General features: G+C 67.9%; 16 protein-coding genes and 1 pseudogene. 6 read left to right on the top strand and 11 right to left on the bottom strand.

Annotated elements, in window-relative coordinates; all coding sequences use genetic code 11:
• Positions 1–284 (bottom strand): annotated as a pseudogene (locus VF697_RS32405) (dihydrofolate reductase); the annotation flags it as partial.
• 330 nt (positions 285–614) lie between these two features.
• On the opposite strand from VF697_RS32405, the gene VF697_RS32400 reads away from it, so the two are divergent.
• On the top strand, positions 615–1430 hold the full coding sequence (locus VF697_RS32400) for an SIR2 family NAD-dependent protein deacylase (RefSeq protein ID WP_331101019.1): 816 nt from the start codon (positions 615–617) through the stop codon (positions 1428–1430).
• Positions 1431–1520: 90 nt separating this feature from the next.
• On the top strand, positions 1521–1961 hold the full coding sequence (locus VF697_RS32395; protein WP_331101018.1) for a hypothetical protein: 441 nt from the start codon (positions 1521–1523) through the stop codon (positions 1959–1961).
• A 60-nt stretch (positions 1962–2021) separates the two neighbouring features.
• Here the strand turns inward: VF697_RS32395 and VF697_RS32390 are convergent, their stop codons facing one another.
• The 3 genes from VF697_RS32390 to VF697_RS32380 form a co-directional block, all read right to left on the bottom strand.
• On the bottom strand, positions 2022–4325 hold the full coding sequence (locus tag VF697_RS32390) for a Kelch repeat-containing protein (RefSeq protein ID WP_331101016.1): 2304 nt from the start codon (positions 4323–4325) through the stop codon (positions 2022–2024).
• Positions 4326–4383: 58 nt separating this feature from the next.
• Complete coding sequence (locus tag VF697_RS32385) at positions 4384–6354, bottom strand: kelch repeat-containing protein (protein WP_331101014.1); 1971 nt, start codon at positions 6352–6354, stop codon at positions 4384–4386.
• A gap of 62 nt (positions 6355–6416) precedes the next feature.
• Entirely contained in the window at positions 6417–6599 is a 183-nt protein-coding gene (locus VF697_RS32380; RefSeq protein ID WP_331101021.1) for an ATP-binding protein, read from the bottom strand.
• Positions 6600–6697: 98 nt separating this feature from the next.
• Between VF697_RS32380 and VF697_RS32375 the strand changes: the two genes are divergently transcribed.
• On the top strand, positions 6698–7519 hold the full coding sequence (locus tag VF697_RS32375) for a hypothetical protein (protein WP_331101012.1): 822 nt from the start codon (positions 6698–6700) through the stop codon (positions 7517–7519).
• A gap of 75 nt (positions 7520–7594) precedes the next feature.
• Here the strand turns inward: VF697_RS32375 and VF697_RS32370 are convergent, their stop codons facing one another.
• Complete coding sequence (locus VF697_RS32370) at positions 7595–8452, bottom strand: class I SAM-dependent methyltransferase (protein WP_331101010.1); 858 nt, start codon at positions 8450–8452, stop codon at positions 7595–7597.
• Between the two features lie 75 nt (positions 8453–8527).
• Between VF697_RS32370 and VF697_RS32365 the strand changes: the two genes are divergently transcribed.
• Positions 8528–8965 (top strand): helix-turn-helix domain-containing protein, encoded by a 438-nt coding sequence (locus VF697_RS32365; protein WP_331101009.1) that lies wholly within the window; start codon positions 8528–8530, stop codon positions 8963–8965.
• A gap of 139 nt (positions 8966–9104) precedes the next feature.
• Here VF697_RS32365 and VF697_RS32360 read toward each other — a convergent pair whose 3' ends face one another.
• The 4 genes from VF697_RS32360 to VF697_RS32345 form a co-directional block, all read right to left on the bottom strand.
• Entirely contained in the window at positions 9105–9743 is a 639-nt protein-coding gene (locus tag VF697_RS32360; protein WP_331101007.1) for a hypothetical protein, read from the bottom strand.
• 27 nt (positions 9744–9770) lie between these two features.
• Complete coding sequence (locus tag VF697_RS32355; RefSeq protein WP_331101005.1) at positions 9771–10352, bottom strand: urea carboxylase-associated family protein; 582 nt, start codon at positions 10350–10352, stop codon at positions 9771–9773.
• Positions 10349–11119, bottom strand: a complete 771-nt coding sequence (gene gntA, locus VF697_RS32350) for a guanitoxin biosynthesis heme-dependent pre-guanitoxin N-hydroxylase GntA (RefSeq protein ID WP_331101002.1) — start codon at positions 11117–11119, stop codon at positions 10349–10351. The genes VF697_RS32355 and gntA overlap by 4 nt, the downstream gene beginning before the upstream one ends.
• Positions 11120–11205: 86 nt before the next feature.
• A complete protein-coding gene (locus VF697_RS32345; protein ID WP_331101000.1) occupies positions 11206–12240 on the bottom strand; it encodes a hypothetical protein in 1035 nt (344 codons plus the stop codon).
• Positions 12241–12460: 220 nt separating this feature from the next.
• On the opposite strand from VF697_RS32345, the gene VF697_RS32340 reads away from it, so the two are divergent.
• On the top strand, positions 12461–13045 hold the full coding sequence (locus VF697_RS32340) for a nuclease A inhibitor family protein (protein ID WP_331100998.1): 585 nt from the start codon (positions 12461–12463) through the stop codon (positions 13043–13045).
• 93 nt (positions 13046–13138) lie between these two features.
• Here the strand turns inward: VF697_RS32340 and VF697_RS32335 are convergent, their stop codons facing one another.
• Together VF697_RS32335 and VF697_RS32330 are read right to left on the bottom strand one after the other, a co-directional pair.
• On the bottom strand, positions 13139–13846 hold the full coding sequence (locus VF697_RS32335) for a thioredoxin family protein (protein ID WP_331100996.1): 708 nt from the start codon (positions 13844–13846) through the stop codon (positions 13139–13141).
• A complete protein-coding gene (locus VF697_RS32330; protein WP_331100994.1) occupies positions 13843–14880 on the bottom strand; it encodes a cytochrome-c peroxidase in 1038 nt (345 codons plus the stop codon). Before VF697_RS32330 ends, VF697_RS32335 begins: the two co-directional genes overlap by 4 nt.
• A gap of 132 nt (positions 14881–15012) precedes the next feature.
• On the opposite strand from VF697_RS32330, the gene VF697_RS32325 reads away from it, so the two are divergent.
• A complete protein-coding gene (locus VF697_RS32325; protein WP_331100992.1) occupies positions 15013–15762 on the top strand; it encodes an AraC family transcriptional regulator in 750 nt (249 codons plus the stop codon).
• Positions 15763–15845 lie beyond the last annotated feature (83 nt).

Below are 15845 nucleotides of genomic sequence, written 5' to 3'. Positions count from 1 at the left end.
TGGGTCAAAACGACCGCCGGCCCCCAGGCGTGATTCCCGCCCCAGCCTTCGGCCTTGTCGAAGGTGCGGCGGCCGGTGAGCAAGGCGCCGAGTCCGGACGTGAGACCGCGTAGGTGCTCGGCGCTCGGCCCCGAAACCTTGAACGTCATCGGGTCCGACCCGCCGCTGTTGATCTCAACGTCGCCCGAGTTGAAGTACCAGTCGAACACTTCCCCCACGCCGTCGGCGGGGTCGGCGACGAAGCCGTCGAGCGACATGGACATGATTGCGATAACCTTCGCCATTGCGATGTTCCTTTCGAAGGGTGGAGACTGTGTTCAGGGGAGCGCACGGTTAATCCGAAAGAGTACTACGAAAATCGACACTGTGACGCATTGGAGGCGGGGTCATTGAGAGGAGTTCTTCAGGGTCGGCGACCTCAGCGGAGCGTAGGCTCGCCGCGTAGCGCAGCGAGCGTCGCCGCATGCAGGTACGTATGCGTCTGCTAGAAGTTCAAGCACTGCTGCGGATAGGCTTCGCGGTGAACGGGAAACGCGGCTCGTTCAGCGTCTCCCTGGCGCACGTCCGGTCAGTTTCAACGGACTCGAAACGTCTCGAAGGCAGAGAGCGTATTCATGCAAACAGCGGCAGGTTTCCAGGAGTTCCTCGATGCGGTGAGTGGTCCGGTCGGAGAGACCACCCTTGTCATCACCGGCGCGGGGGTGAGTCTGGCGAGCGGCATTCCCACGTTCCGTGGGACGGACCCCGGCGCGGTCTGGGCGAACGACGTGACGGAGAAGGGCACCCATGCCTTCTTCAAGAAGGAGCCCCACGAGTCCTGGCTGTGGTACCTCAAGCGCTTCGAGCGGGCGCGCGGAGCAAGACCCAACGAGGCGCACCTCGCCCTCGCCGACTGGGAGCGCTGGCAACAGCAGCAGGGCCGCGAGTTCCTCCTCGTCACCCAGAACGTCGATACGCTGCATGAGCAGGCGGGCAGCCGCGCCCTGGTGAAGGTCCACGGGAGTCTGGACCAGGCGCGGTGTACGCGTCGCGGCTGCGCCCATGGCCCGCCGCGCGGCACGCTGCCGATGGCGGCGGTGGATTTCGGGCCGCTCCATGCCGACCCGAGTCCGGAGTCCGTGCCACGCTGCCCCCTCTGTCGCAGCAAGCTGCGGCCTCACGTCCTGTGGTTCGACGAGCTCTACACGGAGCACGAGACGTATCAGTTCGACCTCGTGCGCCAACGGGCGAAGCGCAGCGGTCTGGTTGTCTTCATCGGAACCTCCTTTTCCGTCGGAATCACCGCATTGGCCACCGAGCTCGGATTGAAGCACGGCGCACAGGTCTTCAGCATCGACCCCGCCGGCCATCAGCCCGCTCCTCGAGTCCAGGTCGTGGCGGAGCGGGCGGAGGAGCTGCTGCCGCGTATCGTGGCCTCGCTCCCCCGCTAAGACCCCGCCAGTCGTCCGTGCTGTTGAGGGTGAGGGATGGAGCGGAGGGGGCTGCCGAGTACACTGCCGCGCTCACGCCTGGGAGGAGCTGTGACGCACAAGAACACGCTGCACCTGAAAACAGGTCAGACCCTTCATCTGCGGGCCCTCAATCAGTCGCTGGCGTACGAGGGCATGATGGCGGGGGTGCCGACACGGGAGACGAACCAGGACCGCATCAAGCGTCTCATGGCGAAGGCGCGCGAGCTGCTCGACGGGTGCGAGCCCTACCTCATTGCTCCGCCGGCACGACCCATCGGGGACGACCCGCGGCCCAAGTTCGCCCGACGGAGTCCAGCCGAGCTCCTCCCTGGCGTGGCCTGCATCGGCCGGTTCCTGGCGCAAGAACCCGCCAGCGATCCCACGAAGGACATCTCGCAGCTCGTCGTGGTCTGGTTCCAGGACGAGTTCGCGTTCCCTATCGCTCCCTCGGTGGTGGAGCAACTGCAAGAGCTCGACTGGAAGCGCTTCGCCTTCGGCTTCGACTATTGAGGGCCCACCGGCTGCGCGCACCGCGCGCGCAGGTCGAAGCGGGCCTCTCTTCGCCGGGATTCAGGGCACGTACAACTCCGCCGCCGTGAGAGAGCTGCCGCTGGAGCTTCCCCCCGCGACGAGCACCGTGCCGTCGGGCAGCGGCGTCGCCGTGTGCTCGGAGCGAGACGTGGACATGTAGACCGAGGCACTCCAGGCGCCCGAGGCCGGGTCGTACACCTCCGATGACGGGAAGGAGGCTCCTCCCGCGACGAGCACCTTGCCGTTGGGCAGCAGCGTCGCCGTGTGCTCGGAGCGAGGCGAGGCCATGGGGCTGGTCGTGCTCCAGGAGTCCGAGGCCGGGTCGTACACCTCCGCCGTCGCGAGCTGGCCACCGGAGCCGAATCCCCCCACGACGAGCACCTTGCCATTGGGCAGCAGCGTCGCCGTGTGGCGGTGGCGAGGCGAGGCCAGGGAGGCGGCCGCGCGCCAGGTGCTCGTGGCCGGGTCGTACACCTCCACCGTCGCGAGACGGGCGCCACTGGCTTGTCCCCCCACGAGGAGCACCTTGCCGTCGGGCAGCGGTGTCGCCGTGTGCTCGAGGCGAGGCGAGGACAGGGAGCCCGTCTCGCGCCAGGTGCCCGTGGCCGGGTCGTACACTTCCGTCGTCGTGAGGGAGGAGTAATCGCGCTGTCCCCCCGCGATGAGGACCTTGCCACCCGGCAGGGGTGTCGCCGTGTGCGCATGGCGCGGCGAGACCATGGAGCCCGTCGCGCTCCAGGTGCCCGTGGCCGGGTCGTACTCCTCCGCTGTCGCGAAGGAGCTGAGTTCGTTTCGTCCCCCGGAGACGAGCACCTTGCCGTTGGGCAGCGGCGTCGCCGTGTGGTGGTAGCGGGACGAGGCCATGGGGCTCGTCGTGCTCCAGATGCCCGTGGCCGAGTCGTACACCTCCGCCGTGTTGATGTTGCGGCTCCATCTGTATCCCCCGGAGACGAGCACCTTGCCACTCGGCAGTGCCGCCATCGCGTGGTGGACGCGCTCCCCGGTCATGGCGTCCGTCGGGCTCCACTCCGAGGCACAGGTCCGGACGGGCAGATCCCGCATCTCGAAGCGCTGGGTGACCGTCAGGTCGGAGCCGTTGGTGACGGTGGCGAAGATGAGCGGAGGCTGGCTCGGGCGGAAACAGGCGGGGGCCCTCCAGCCGACGCGGCCGATGCCGTTTGCGTAGGAGGGGTACTCCAGGTAGCCGCTATTGGCCGCCCAGGAGAACGAGAGCCAGGAGCCCTGGGGGTCGCTGGCCACCACCTCGAAGGTGAACACCGAGGAGGCCTTGGTCATGTCCCCGGAGCGGGAGGCGGTGAGGAGGGTGGGAGGGAAGTGCCGGGCCTCCGACGCGGCGATGACGCACAGGTTCACGCTGCCGGTGCTCTTCCCCCCGCGCCCGTCGGAAACCGTGACGGTGAGGTTGCAGTTGTCGCAGGCCGCGGTGGGCCGGGCGTAGGGGGTGAAGTTTGTGGTGCTGGAGGAGGCCCGCTGGAAGCTGCCCGGGCAGGTCGTCGTCCAGGCGTAGGTGAGGCTGTCTCCATCTCCATCCGTGGCGGAGGCGGAGACGGACGTCGCCTGGTAGAGGTCCAACCGGGAGACGGTGGCCAGGACGGAGGAGACCTGGGGAAAGCTGTTGAACGAGACGGTGACCTGCGCACTGCCCCGCGTCGCGCTCGGGGTGACGGTGAGGGTCAGGGATGCGGAGGCGGAGGCGCCGTGGGAGTCGGTGACGGTGACTGTGACGGTTTGAGGGACGGTGGAGACAGGCGCCGTCCACACGGTGGAGGCCGCGGTGGTCGAGGAGAAGGAGCCCGCGGTGGCGGTCCACGCGTAGGAGAGGGTGTCGCCGGGGTTGGGGTCGTGCGCGGTGGCGACCAGGGAGAGCGAGCCGCCCAGGGGCACGGAGGTGGAGGGGGCCACCAGGGAGTCGATGACCGGGGGCGCGTTCTGCGAGCCCGAGGGCTGCTCGACTCGCTGGAGGGTGATGGCCACGAGGGACATCTCCTCCTCGGTGATGGTGACGCCCGACGCGGAGCCCTCGAGAAGTGGGGTGCCGGAGGCGTCGAAGGCCTTGGCGAGGAAGGTGCGCTGGGAGCCCGCGGGGAGGTTGTCGAGCGTGCCGCCCCAGACTCCGTCGATGGAATGGAGCTCGGCGGAGACGGGGGAGAAGTCCTCGGCGCTGGCGGTGACGGTGACGCGGGAGACGGAGGCGCCGAGGCCCTGGGGGACGGAGACGGTGAGCTGGGCCGAGCCGGTCGGCGCGCTGGGCGGCCGGGAAGGGCAGCCCGCGAGCATCGCCAGACACAGCGCCAGACACAGCGGCGTGGAGATTCTGTTCATGAGGCAGTCCTCGAAATGGAGTAGTTGAGCTGACTGGGAACCCAATGACTCACGGGGCTCAGGGCACGTACAACGCCGCCGACGAGAGGGTGTCGCCCTCGTTGTGGCCTCCCGCGACGAGCACCCTGCCGTCGGGCAGCCGCGTCGCCGTGTGCCAGACGCGAGGCCAGGTCATGACGCCGACGGCGCTCCAGGTATTCGAGGCCGGGTCGTACACCTCCGCTTTCGCGAGCCACTCACTGCTGAAGCCTCCCGGGACGAAGACCTTGCCATTGGCCAGCAGCGTCGTCGCATGCGAGGTGCGAGGCGTGGCCATGGAGGCGGCGGCGCTCCAGGTGCCCGTGGCCGGGTCGTACACCTCCGCCGACGCGAGTCTTCCGCCAGCGCCTTCTCCCCCCACGACGAGCACCTTGCCGCCCGGCAGCGGCGTCGCCGTGTGATGGTAGCGAGGCGAGAGCATGGTGCCTGTCGCGCTCCAGGTGCCCGTGGCCGGGTCGTACACCTCCGCCATCGGGACGTAGGCGCCGCTACCGTTTTGTCCCCCCGCGACGAGCACCTTGCCGCCCGGCAGCGGCGTCGCCGTGTGGTCGTAGCGAACCGAGGTCATGGAGCCCGTCGCGCGCCAGGAGCCGGTGGCCGGGTCGTACACCTCCGCCGTGGACTTGAAGCCATTTCCGTATCCCCCCGAGACGAGCACCTTGCCGTCGGGCAGCGGCGCCGCCGCGTGCCGGGCGCGAGGCGCGCTCATGGCGCCTGTCGTGCGCCAGGTGCCCGAGGTCGGGTCGTACACCTCCGCCGACGCGAAGAAGGGTTCCGGCCACACGTTGCCGTTGGAGCCCCCCACGATGAGCACCGTGCCATCGGGCAGCCGCGTCGCCGTGTGGTCGATGCGAGGCGAGGCCAGGGCGCCCGTCGTGCTCCAGGTGCCCGAGGCCGGGTCGTACACCTCCGCCTCCGCGGCGTACCTGTTGCCGATTCCCCCCGCGACGAGCACCCTGCCGTCGAGCAGCGGCGTCGCCGTGTGGTTGTAGCGCGCCGAGGCCAGGGAGCCCGTCTCGCGCCAATCCGGGGAGAGGCAGAAAGGCAGCCGCCTCACCGTGAAGCTCTGGGTGGCCGTCTGATTGAAGGAATTGGTGACGGTGACGGTGATGGCGGGGGCGGGGCTCTCGGGGACACAGGAGGGGGCCGTCCAGGTGAGGCGGCTGTGGGTCGCGTCGGTGGTCGCGGTGCCGGGCGAGCCCAGGTTGGCGCTCCAGGCGAAGGAGAGCGCGGTGCCCCTGGGGTCGCTGGCCTCCACCTCATAGGTGAGCACCTGCCCCGGCGTGGCCGTGTTCGAGGAGCGGGAGGAGAAGGTGATGCGGGGGTTGCTCGAAAGGACGTTGACGGCCAGGGAGGCGACGGCGGAGAGGCCCTTGGCGTCGGTGACGGTGAAGGTCAGGGTGTGAAGGCCAGCGGTGGCGGGTGCCGTCCACGTGGTGGAGGTCGCGGTGGTGGAGGAGAAGGTGCCCCCGGTGGCGGTCCAGGCGGAGGTGAAGGTGTCGCCGGAATTGGGGTCGTGCGCGGTGGCGACCAGGGACAGGGTGTCGCCCGTGAGCAAGGAAGCGGAAGGGGCCACCAGGGAGCCGATGACCGGGGCCGCGTTCGTGAAGGGCGGCGGAGCGGTGACCTGTTGAAGGGTGATGGAGACGAGGGCCGTCTGCCCGGGGGAGATGGAAACGCGACTCGCGGAGCCCTGGAAGAGCACGGTGCCGGAGGCGTCGAAGGCCTTGGCGAGGAAGGTGCGATTGGAGCCCGCGGGGAGGTTGTCGAGCGTGCCGCTCCAGGTCCCGTCGGAGGAGGCCAGCTCGCCGGTAATGGATGCGAAGTCCAAGGCGCTGGCGGTGACGGAGACGCGCGAGATGGTGGCGGCGAGCGCCTGGGGCACGGAGACGGAGAACGAGGCCGAGCCGGAAGCCGGGGGAGCGGCGGAGCAACTCGCGAGCAGCGCCAGACACAGCGCCAGGAACAGGCGCGTGGAGATTCTCTTCATGCGGTGGACCTCGAGGGGTGGTGCTGCTCGGTGTGGAGGGAGACGACGTCGTCTTCAACAGCTCAAGAGTGGCTGGGGAGGATGACGGTGAGCATGAAGCCCACGCCCTCGCGGCTCTCCGCGCGCAACGACCCCCCCAGGCTCGTTGTCACGATGGCATGACGGACGGACAGCCCCAACCCCGTGTTCGCCGGCCGTGTGGTGAAGAACGGTTCGAAGAGGCGCGCGACGACCTCCGGCAACATGCCCACGCCAAGGCGCCACCTCTCCAGGAGGTGGTATGCTCGCATTGGCCGAAGCGCGGCCTCAGTGTGGGCAGTCGCGAGACGAAAGGGGGAGCTCGATGGGATGCAAACACGCGAACTCCGCGGAGCAGGTGGTGGAGTTGTCGAAGACGGACAAGTGGTGCCTGAACTGTTACCTGCAGCGCTACCTCCAAGGGCAAGCGCCGAGTCGCGAGTTCAAGAGCATCCCCAAGGAGTACCAGACACACCTTGGCCGCTTGATTCTCAAAAAAGAGCTGCTGCACAACCCCGTTCAGGGCAAGGGCGATGACGACACCATCCATCAGTATGGCAGTTACTACTGGAAGGAACTGGACCGGGTCTGTGAATCCCTCAAGGACGAGCAGGGCGGAACCTGCTTCGCAATGGCCCGTGGGAGTAGCACGCTGATTGTGGCGGAGAACAACAACCTCCCCAACAACGTGAGCTTCCTGAGCAAGCACCTCGGTTTGGGGGACATGACGAAGGGCGTCACCGCCGTCATCTGCCTGGACTGGCGGGGTGGCGCGCGGTTTACCCTCGACGAGAGCCAGGTCACGTGGAGCCAGGACACCGCCTTCAACTGCGGCATCAGCCCCCGGCGCAACGTCCACGCGGAGCTGCGGGTGCTGGAGTACTTGCACTCCGTCGTGCCACTTCCCCAGAACCAGGATTACCGGCCGGTCTACATCGGGATTGACAAGGGGAGTTGTGGCAAGTGCGAGACTGTCATCAGTGAGTACAACCGGTGGAGCCAGAAGCGGTTCGTCGCCGTGCACCGCGGCTTCCACGACATGTACAGCGCGGAGTGGAAGTTGCCGAAGGGCCTGATGGCGCTGATGCCCAAGTCCGAGTACCGGCTGCTGAAGCGCGCGCTAGGCAATGGGGGCAATCCGGGGTGAGCCGGGGAGTACAGGGTCACGCTCCCCTTGTGTCAGGGTCGTTGATCTCCGCCACGGAGTGACCTCGAGAGGGTGTCAAACTGGCGCAGACGGCGCTCGGGCGCCGACCATCCAGCAGGCAGCGGTAAAGCGGACTTCCGCTCCGTGCACATAGGAATCAAAAGCGGCGCGGACCGTTTCAATGACCTGGGTGCGAGTCCGGTCGTCCGCCTCGTGAAGAATCAGTCCGAGGGGACCGAGCCGGGTCAGGTAACGGACCAACTCCTTCTCGGGCAGGGTGCAGGCCACATCGATCGGCCGGAGGTCGATCTCGGCCCAGCCGCTTTCCTCCAGAATGCGGTAGACCCGGCGCTGGTCCGCGAAGGCGAACTGCCCTGGCGCGTCCGGCCTGCGGGCGGGGAGGTTCGGCAGGAGCGGTGCCGCGGCGCGCTCGGCCGTCGTCATGAACGGATTTTCCGAAGGACTCCGCCAGGCAACGAACCGCAATTCGGCGTCGTCCTTCGCGGCACGCCTCAGGTTCGTAAAGGCCTGAACGGAGTCATCGAAGAACATGACGCCGAAGCGCGAAATGATCATGTCGATGCTCGCGGGCTCGAAGGCGTGGTCTTGTGCGTTGGCGCGGATGAAGCTTGCCGGCGTGCTTTCCCGTTCGGCGCGGGCCCGGGCGGCGGTGAGCATCGGCTCCGAAATGTCGATGCCGATGCAGCGGCCCTTCGCGCCGAGCCGCCGCGCGACGGCGAGCGTTGTACTGCCCGTACCGCAGCCGACGTCGAGCACCTGGCGCCCGGAGCCGACGCAGACTGCTTCGACGAGCAGGTCTTCAAGCGGCTTGAACATCTGATCGAGCAACTCCTGAGCCTCGACCCAGGCGCGTCCGGCGAGGCCATTCCAAAGCGACGTCTGCTGGTCATCGGTCTGGCGCGAGCCAGTCATGGTCGTCTCCTTTTGCGTGCCTTCAAGAATCGAAAGCCGTACGGTGCCACTTCAAGTCGACTTGAGGTCAAGAGGGTGAGAGACCTGGACATCACCGAGGTGGCGCGGCGGTCCGGCGTTCCTGCCTCGACGCTGCGGTTCTATGAGGAAAAGGGGCTGATCGCCTCTATCGGTAGGCGGGGCCTGCGCCGTCTGTTCGATCCCGGCGTGTTGGAACGGCTGGCACTGATCGCGCTGGGGCGCGCCACCGGCTTCTCGCTCGATGAGATCGCGCGGATATTCGCGCCGGACGGGCGGCCGCGCATCGACCGACAGATGCTCGTGGCCAAGGCGGAGGAACTGGACAGGAGGATCCGCAAACTCAGCGCCCTGCGCGACGGCCTACGGCACGCCGCTGCCTGCCCCGCGCCGAGCCACAGGGAATGCCCCACTTTCCGCCGCCTCCTGCGGGCCGCCGCATCTGGGGCGATTGGAGCGTCAAGGAAGAGGGTTCCGCAGCCACCGGGGAACTAGGCGTTCCCTCGCCGCTGCGCTTCCACGACCTGCGGCACACCATGGCCACCTGCTGCTCAAGGCAGGCGTCCCGCTGGCCACCTCAGCCGCACGCCCGCGTTGTAGCCCTCGGCCACAATGTCCACGAGCCGGTTCTCGACTACAGGCCGGACACCAGCACGGGCGTGGAGCGCGGGGTGAGCGTGCCGTCGCCGAGCTGGCCGTAGGTGTTGGTGGTGCCATCCCCGAGCTGGCCCGACGAGTTGAGCCCCCAGCCCCGGGCGGTCCCGTCCGGGAGCAACGCGAGGGTGTCGTTGTTGCCAGCCGTCACGGACACGGCCCTGGCCACCCCGGACACCGCCACGGGCGAGGTGCGCTGGGTGGTGGTGCCATCGCCGAGCTGTCCGTAGGCGTTGCTCCCCCAGGCCCGCAGAGTGCCGTTCGAGAGCAGCGCCATCGAGTGGGCCGCCACGCTCGTCGCGCCCGTCAGCCCTGACACCGCCACCGGGGTGTTGCGCGCGACGGTGGTGCCATCGCCGAGCTGGCCCACGCCGTTGTCGCCCAGGCTCCAGACGGTTCCATCGGAGCCCAACGCCAGCGACCAGGAGTTGCCGGCCGCGATGGCCTCCACGCCCGACAGGCCCGTCACCGCCACGGGGATGTAGGTGCGGGGACTCCCGCTCGTGCCGAGCTCGCCATAGCCGTTGCCGCCCCAGCCCCACACGGTGCCATCCGCCAGCAGCGCCAGCGCGTGGTAGCGCCCCATCGAGATGGCCACCACGTTGCTCAGTCCAAACACTCCGTGGTTCAACTGGACGTCGCACGCCTACGCGCCCAGGATCTCGTAGGTGATGGGCTTGCAGCGACCGTGGTTGGTCTCTTCGTGGGAGCAGGCGGTGAGCCCGACGAGCAGGTCCATCCGCGCCTCGAAGAGGATGGACTGGCCGGCGCGGGAGGCGGGGGGCTCGATGCGGATGCGTCCCGAGGGCTCGAAGACGACATTCATGAAGATGTTGAAGGTGGTGGCGATCTGATCTGGCGAGATGCCAAAGGGCGCCAGGTTCTTCGCGAGGTTCTCATGGCAGCTCGGATGCCACTCCTCGTTGCGCGCCACGATTTGAAACATGGCGAGGCTGCAGGGCGTCAGCAGGAAATCATGGCGTCCCACCTCGTCCTCGACGATGCGCAGCATCTCCCGGCTGCGGTTCGAGTAGAGCACGTGCCCCTTCGTCAACAGCAGCGTGTCCGCGTAATCGATGGATCTCCCCGAGGACAGCCACTCGCCAAAGTCGCTCTGATTGAAGCAGAAGAGATCCGACACCTGGTGACCCTGGGGGTCCTGCACGCGCAGGCGCTGGCCCCGCCGAAGGGTGAAGGCCACTCCGCTCTGGGGAGGAAGCTCTTTCACGACGAGCCCCGCGCGGGTGGCTTCAAGCCGTGTTGAAAGGGGCACTTCCAGTCCGGCGGGTTCTCCCGGCCGGAGAACTGGATGGACTCCCAGCGATCCGCGTACTGCTCGACCATGGGGTTGACCGAGCCTTGGAACTTCACGTCCCGCTCGCGGTTCTTCTTGACGATGGCGGTGTACTGACCCCGGCGGTCCAACTCCTCGAATTGGTCGTAGAGGTTGAAGATGATGGCCGGAAAAGGGAAGCGGCGGGCGAGCCGCGAGCTGGCCGGATGCGCCCCCACGATGAAGAACGCATCGCCCCCCAGGCTGAAGCAGAAGCGGGGATCCGCGGGATCCGCGCTGAAGAGCGGGTCCCACGCGGCCTGAAGGTCCTCATGCGAGGTGAGGTAGGACAGCTCGCGCCACATGCGCGCCTCGAACTCCTCCTCGCCGAGCGGCTCTTCGGGAGAGAACACCGCCCAGAAGCTCAGGTAGAGGGACCTGGACTGCTTCTGCCGCTCCCGGAAGAAGAGAAGATCCAGTGCCAGCTCCCGGCTGTGTGTCCCCTGGCCGAAGCGGTCGTAGAGCCCCACGAGGTACTCGTGCTTGGTGAGGGACTGCACGGCGGGAATACAGGGGTAGGTCTTGGGGTCGAACCAACGCTGGAGCGCCCCCCCCACCTGCGAGCGGAAGGGCTCCCCGTCAGCCTGCGCGGCGTGTCCCAGGGGGCGCAGTCCATCTCCACTCGGTTGATAGAGGTGGGCAGAGGCTTGAAGTCGCGCCATCCCGGGAAACTACCGAGGGCGCTCCGAGCGTGTCCATCGTCGCGGGCAGGGGCGGGGGCCAAGTGATGATGAATCGACAGCGGCCCTCAACTCATGTTGAGGTCCAACATTCCGTAGGCGACGTGCGTATGGCCTTGGCTGACGAGCCGCTGGGTGAGCTCGGCATAGGCCTGCTGAACGCCGGAAGCACCGGGCGCGACCGTGTACTGGGAGGACGCGAGGTGGCGCAGGGCATCGGCGATGGGGGTGGGGTTGGGCAGCTCGGGGCCGTCGTAGTCGTGGTCGACGAGCGCCCACTCGACGCGCTGCCCGGCGAAGATGTCCCGGCACAGCTGGGGGACTTCCCACTCATCGCGCTCCATGGAGCCTACCGTCCAGGTGAGGAAGCACGCGCGGACCGGGACCTGGTACTCGCGCTGGAAGCGGCGCACGAGCTGGAAAGAGGCCACCTGGAGGTCTGCTCCCGTGCTTCCGCCGGCGGAGTTCAGGGCCAGGTCCCCGCGGCGCGCCGAGGGCGCGAAGGGCACGTTGGCGAAGAACAGGACGTTGCCGTCGAGCTCGAGCACCGGGGGAAGGCCCTGGTTCATGTCGTTGAGCAGCGCCACGAATTGACCGGGCCCCAGCTGGTTCAAGCGGGCATTGAGCGAGGCGTAGAGGACGGCCCGCGCATTCACATCGCAGGAGATCCTCCGCGCTCGGCCCGGAAAACCAATCGGCGTGTGGCCACAACCGGCGGAGGGGTCGATGACCCAGTCGGCCCACTCCACCAGCCCCCGCTCGCGCGCATGGTCCAGCAGCAGGAGGGCCTCGTCGGGATCCGGGAAGACGCGCATGAGATGCGAGACCCAGGGCCCGTCCGTGAGGAAGAGCCTGTCGCCAATCCGGTTCACCTTCACCTCCAGGCGCCCCTGCTGGACCAGCCCCGCCTGCTCGAGCCTTTCGACTCCCGGCATTCCCTCGGTGCTGGAGAGGGCGAAGGGCTCCCGGCTCCCGGCTTTCAGCCAGTGTTGATAGGGCGCGGAGCGATGGAGGGTGTCCAGGCAATCCCTGAGCGCGCGCAGGAGGGCCTCGTCTTGAGACGCATCGAGCCAGAGGAGGTTCAGCTGTTCAGTCGAAATCACGGGGTCCCGTCGGGATGGCTGTCCGGCAATGACGGTAGCGCCGCCTGTTGTCGCCAGGACTCCGACGTGAACAGAGGCGGCCCGCTCTTTACGGATTCGGACAGGCGGCTTCCGCTGGCACCGGCTCGCGATGGTCGGGAGCGGTGCCAGTCACCAGCCCTTCTTCCGGTGTTCCACTTGGTGGAGGTGTCTCGTGCACTCTGGAGTGAAGCGTCTCGGGATGTTGGCGTTCTCCCTGGTGGCCCTGGGTTGTGGGAGCACCGCGGAGGGGGAGCGCGTGGCGGTGACGTCCGTGGAACAGGCGGTGGCCACGCCGAGACAGGAGCGTGAGCTGGCGCGACTTCAGCGGCAGGTGGAACGGATCACCGAGGGCCTGCTGTTCCTCAGTGAGAGTGATGCCCGCTTCATCTTCGTCGCCGATGCGGACGCGGGCGTGACGGACGTCACGCCCGAAGCGGTGGTCTCCTTCCTTTCCGACGAGCACGACGGGCGGACGGACCTCTTCGTCCCGAACAACCCGCCGCTGGCGCCGCTGGCGGGACGGCCCTTCGAAGTGGTGGACGCGGACGCGTTCTTCGCCCGCATCATCGGCAACCTGGATCCGGCGGACCCCGCGTCGCGCGAGACAGCGCGCCGGCTGCGCCAACTCCAGCGGGTGCTGGAGCGCAACCTGGAGGACCTGACGGTCATCCGTTTCGGCGAGCCGGGTCGCACAGAGGTCTCCGGCCAGGTCTCCCTCTTCATCGTGGGTCGCACGGAAGAGGGCGCACTGGTCGGCGTCCTTACCGGAGCCATCGAGACCTGAGCTCAGGTGGGCATCAGTGTCGAGCAATCCGCGATGCACGCCGCGAACGCCCAGGGGTCACCCTGCTTGAGGTCGAAGGAGCCGATCCGGTCCCTATCCTCCTGCCGCCGCCGTCCGCGAGGCACTCAGCCTGGAGTGCAACGTCCGGCAGAAGGTGACCAGCGCCTGCTCGGGGATTGCGCCGACGAGGCCTCCCTCCACGGCATGCGCTCCGCGAAGGTCGACCCTCACCTGCGTACCGGCGTAATAGAAGGCGAAGAACGGGATCGCGCGGCTGTTGAATCGGGCCGCGAGCTCGGGCTCCTCGTCGACGTCGAGCTCGAAGAACCGGACATCCGGCAAGGCGTTCCGTTCGATCACCCGGGAGATGATCGCATCCATATGCCGGCAGGGCGGGCACCAGATCGCTCCGTGCTTCACGACGAGCAGCTTGTCCTGGTTCGCGGGCGCTGAGATCACCGCGTTGTGATCCCTCCTGCCGAGCTTGACCACGCTTCGTCGCGAGGCCGGGGCGGGCGGTGCCTGCCTGTCGGCCACCTCCACGACCGAATCGGAATAGACGATCAGGTCATCTCCGGTCCCGAACTTGTCCACCACCATGCGCATCATGATGAAGCGGCAGCAGTACCAGCCCTCGTGCAAGGAGACGTCGTACCGGCGGAGCGAGTCCGCGTCGATCGCCTCCCGAATCGCGTAGCACTCCGCGCGGTGTCCGTCGAAGTTCGACAGGGTGACGCGCCGGAGGATGTCCTCGGACCGGAAGATCGCCCGGCCACAGGAGGTGCAATGAAAGGTGCTCATGGTTCGGCTCCTGAAGGACTCGTGAGAGCAATGTCCGCCTCCGCGCCGTCGAGCGAACGCAGGAAGGCGGCCAGCTCGCGTTTTTCGCTGGCGGAGAGATCGACGGGGTGGATGTCGCGAGCGCCCTTCGCCAGCGGATCGCCGCCGCGTGCGTAGTGCTCGATGACCTCCTCGAGCGTCGCGGCCGAACCATCGTGGAAGTAGGGCGCGGTGCGCGCGACGTCCCGCAGGCTCGGTGTCTTGAAGGTCGCTCGCGGCGCGGCGCCCGCCTCGAGACGGCCCGGATCCTCCCCAGCGACTCCGATGTTGTGAAACCCGTTGTCGGTGAGCAATGGACCGCCGTGGCAGGTGGTGCACTCGCCCTTGCCCGCGAAGACGCGCATACCCCGCACCTCCTCCTCCGTCAGCGCGGCTCTGTCGCCTTCGAGGTAACGGTCGTACCGGGAGCCGGCGCTGACGAGGGTGCGCTCGAACGAGGCGATCGCGTGCGCGAGGGTGACGCGGGTGATGCCGAGGGGGCCAAAGACTGCCTGGAATCGGGCGACGTACTCGGGATCCGTGGCCAGCTCGCGCTCGAGGGTGGAGAGATCCCGCGCCATCTCGTTGGGGTCCGCGAGCGGGACGAGCGCCTGCTCCTCGAGCGTGGAGGCCCGCCCGTCCCAGAAGTAGGGGCCTCTCGACTCCAGGTTCAGCAAGGCCGGGGTGTTGCGCTTCGAGCGCGCCGGGTCGCGGCCCAACGCCACCTCCCGGCCGTCCGAGAAACGCTTCCGCGGGTCGTGACAGGTCGCGCAGCTCCGACTCCCATCGCCCGACAAGCGGGGATCGAAGAAGAGCTTTCGTCCGAGCGCGACCTGGGGATCGCCGCTCGACGGCGTGCCGAGCGGGCGCAAGGGTTGAAGCGCTCGCGGGTCCGCCGGAGCGCCCAGGAGGCCGGGGGCGACAGGTTCGACCCCGGTCCGGGCGGGCGCGGGCTTCGTGCAGGAAGCCGCGAACAGGGCGCCCCAGAGGGCCAGGGCGATGGGCGAGCGGAACATGGCGCAGCTCAGGTCGACGGGGGTTCGAGCGCTTCCCCTTGCGCGGTGACGAACCCAAGAATAGGAACCGGGCCTCTGCCTGTCTCGGCACAGACCGACAATCGATAGGGCGAAACGGACAGGCTCCCACCGATGGCACTCATCGACCCAGATCAGACCGAGCGCGGGGTGTTCGTGCTGTCGGAACGTTACGAGCCGCTCGAGGGGCCCTGGCATGGGCACCGGCGCGCGCAGCTCATCCACGCGAGCGAAGGCGTCTTGACGGTCCGCACGAGCGCGGGCCTCTGGGTGGTACCGCCCCAGCGCGCGGTCTGGATACTGCCGGGCATCGCCCACCAGGTCTCCTCCCGCAGGGCCTTCTGGCTTCGAACGCTCTATGTGGAACCGGGCACGGCACACCTTCCGGACGAGTGCTGCGTCGTCGGAGTCGATCGGCTGGTCGATGAGCTCCTCATCGCGGCTTCGGAGTTCGGGGCCGACTATCCACTGGGGGGCCCCGAGGAACGGTTGATCCGGGTCATCCTCGATCGCCTGCCCCAGCTGAAGGTCGCCCCTCTTCACCTGCCGTCTCCTCGAGATACGAGGCTGAAGGGCATCACGGAGGCGCTGGCCACGAATCCGGCGGACGCGCGAACGCTGGGAGAGCTGGCGGCGGCGGCGGGCATGACGGAGCGCACCGTGGCGCGCCTGTTCCTCAAGGAGACCGGACTGACCTTCGGACAATGGCGGCGGCAGCTGCGCTTGCTCGCCGCGCTCGAACGACTGGGAGCGGGCGAGAGCGTCAGCAACGTCGCGCTCGACGTCGGCTATGAGGACGTCTCGTCCTTCATCGCCGTCTTCAAGTCCGCACTGGGTGACACGCCGGCGCGCTACTTCCGCTGAAACGAGAAGGGCCGCGGGGCCTCTGCTACCTGCACGGCCTCATTTCCCTGGAGCCCAGATGCTCGCCGCCATGACCCTCGCGC

Source organism: Archangium sp., from assembly GCF_036388035.1.
GTDB lineage: Bacteria > Myxococcota > Myxococcia > Myxococcales > Myxococcaceae > Archangium.
The sequence above is the reverse complement of the archived record's forward strand: the minus strand, read 5'-3'. Positions and strand labels throughout refer to the sequence as shown.

Bases quoted from the DNA above. Each gene is read 5' to 3' on its own strand.
- VF697_RS32330 (WP_331100994.1), bottom strand. From the start codon at position 14,880: ATGTTCCGCTCGCCCATCGCCCTGGCCCTCTGGGGCGCCCTGTTCGCG.
- VF697_RS32325 (WP_331100992.1), top strand. From the start codon at position 15,013: ATGGCACTCATCGACCCAGATCAGACCGAGCGCGGGGTGTTCGTGCTG.
- VF697_RS32335 (WP_331100996.1), bottom strand. From the start codon at position 13,846: ATGAGCACCTTTCATTGCACCTCCTGTGGCCGGGCGATCTTCCGGTCC.
- VF697_RS32400 (WP_331101019.1), top strand. From the start codon at position 615: ATGCAAACAGCGGCAGGTTTCCAGGAGTTCCTCGATGCGGTGAGTGGT.
- gntA (WP_331101002.1), bottom strand. From the start codon at position 11,119: ATGGCGCGACTTCAAGCCTCTGCCCACCTCTATCAACCGAGTGGAGAT.
- VF697_RS32380 (WP_331101021.1), bottom strand. From the start codon at position 6,599: ATGTTGCCGGAGGTCGTCGCGCGCCTCTTCGAACCGTTCTTCACCACA.
- VF697_RS32375 (WP_331101012.1), top strand. From the start codon at position 6,698: ATGGGATGCAAACACGCGAACTCCGCGGAGCAGGTGGTGGAGTTGTCG.
- VF697_RS32340 (WP_331100998.1), top strand. From the start codon at position 12,461: ATGTTGGCGTTCTCCCTGGTGGCCCTGGGTTGTGGGAGCACCGCGGAG.
- VF697_RS32385 (WP_331101014.1), bottom strand. From the start codon at position 6,354: ATGAAGAGAATCTCCACGCGCCTGTTCCTGGCGCTGTGTCTGGCGCTG.
- VF697_RS32390 (WP_331101016.1), bottom strand. From the start codon at position 4,325: ATGAACAGAATCTCCACGCCGCTGTGTCTGGCGCTGTGTCTGGCGATG.
- VF697_RS32370 (WP_331101010.1), bottom strand. From the start codon at position 8,452: ATGACTGGCTCGCGCCAGACCGATGACCAGCAGACGTCGCTTTGGAAT.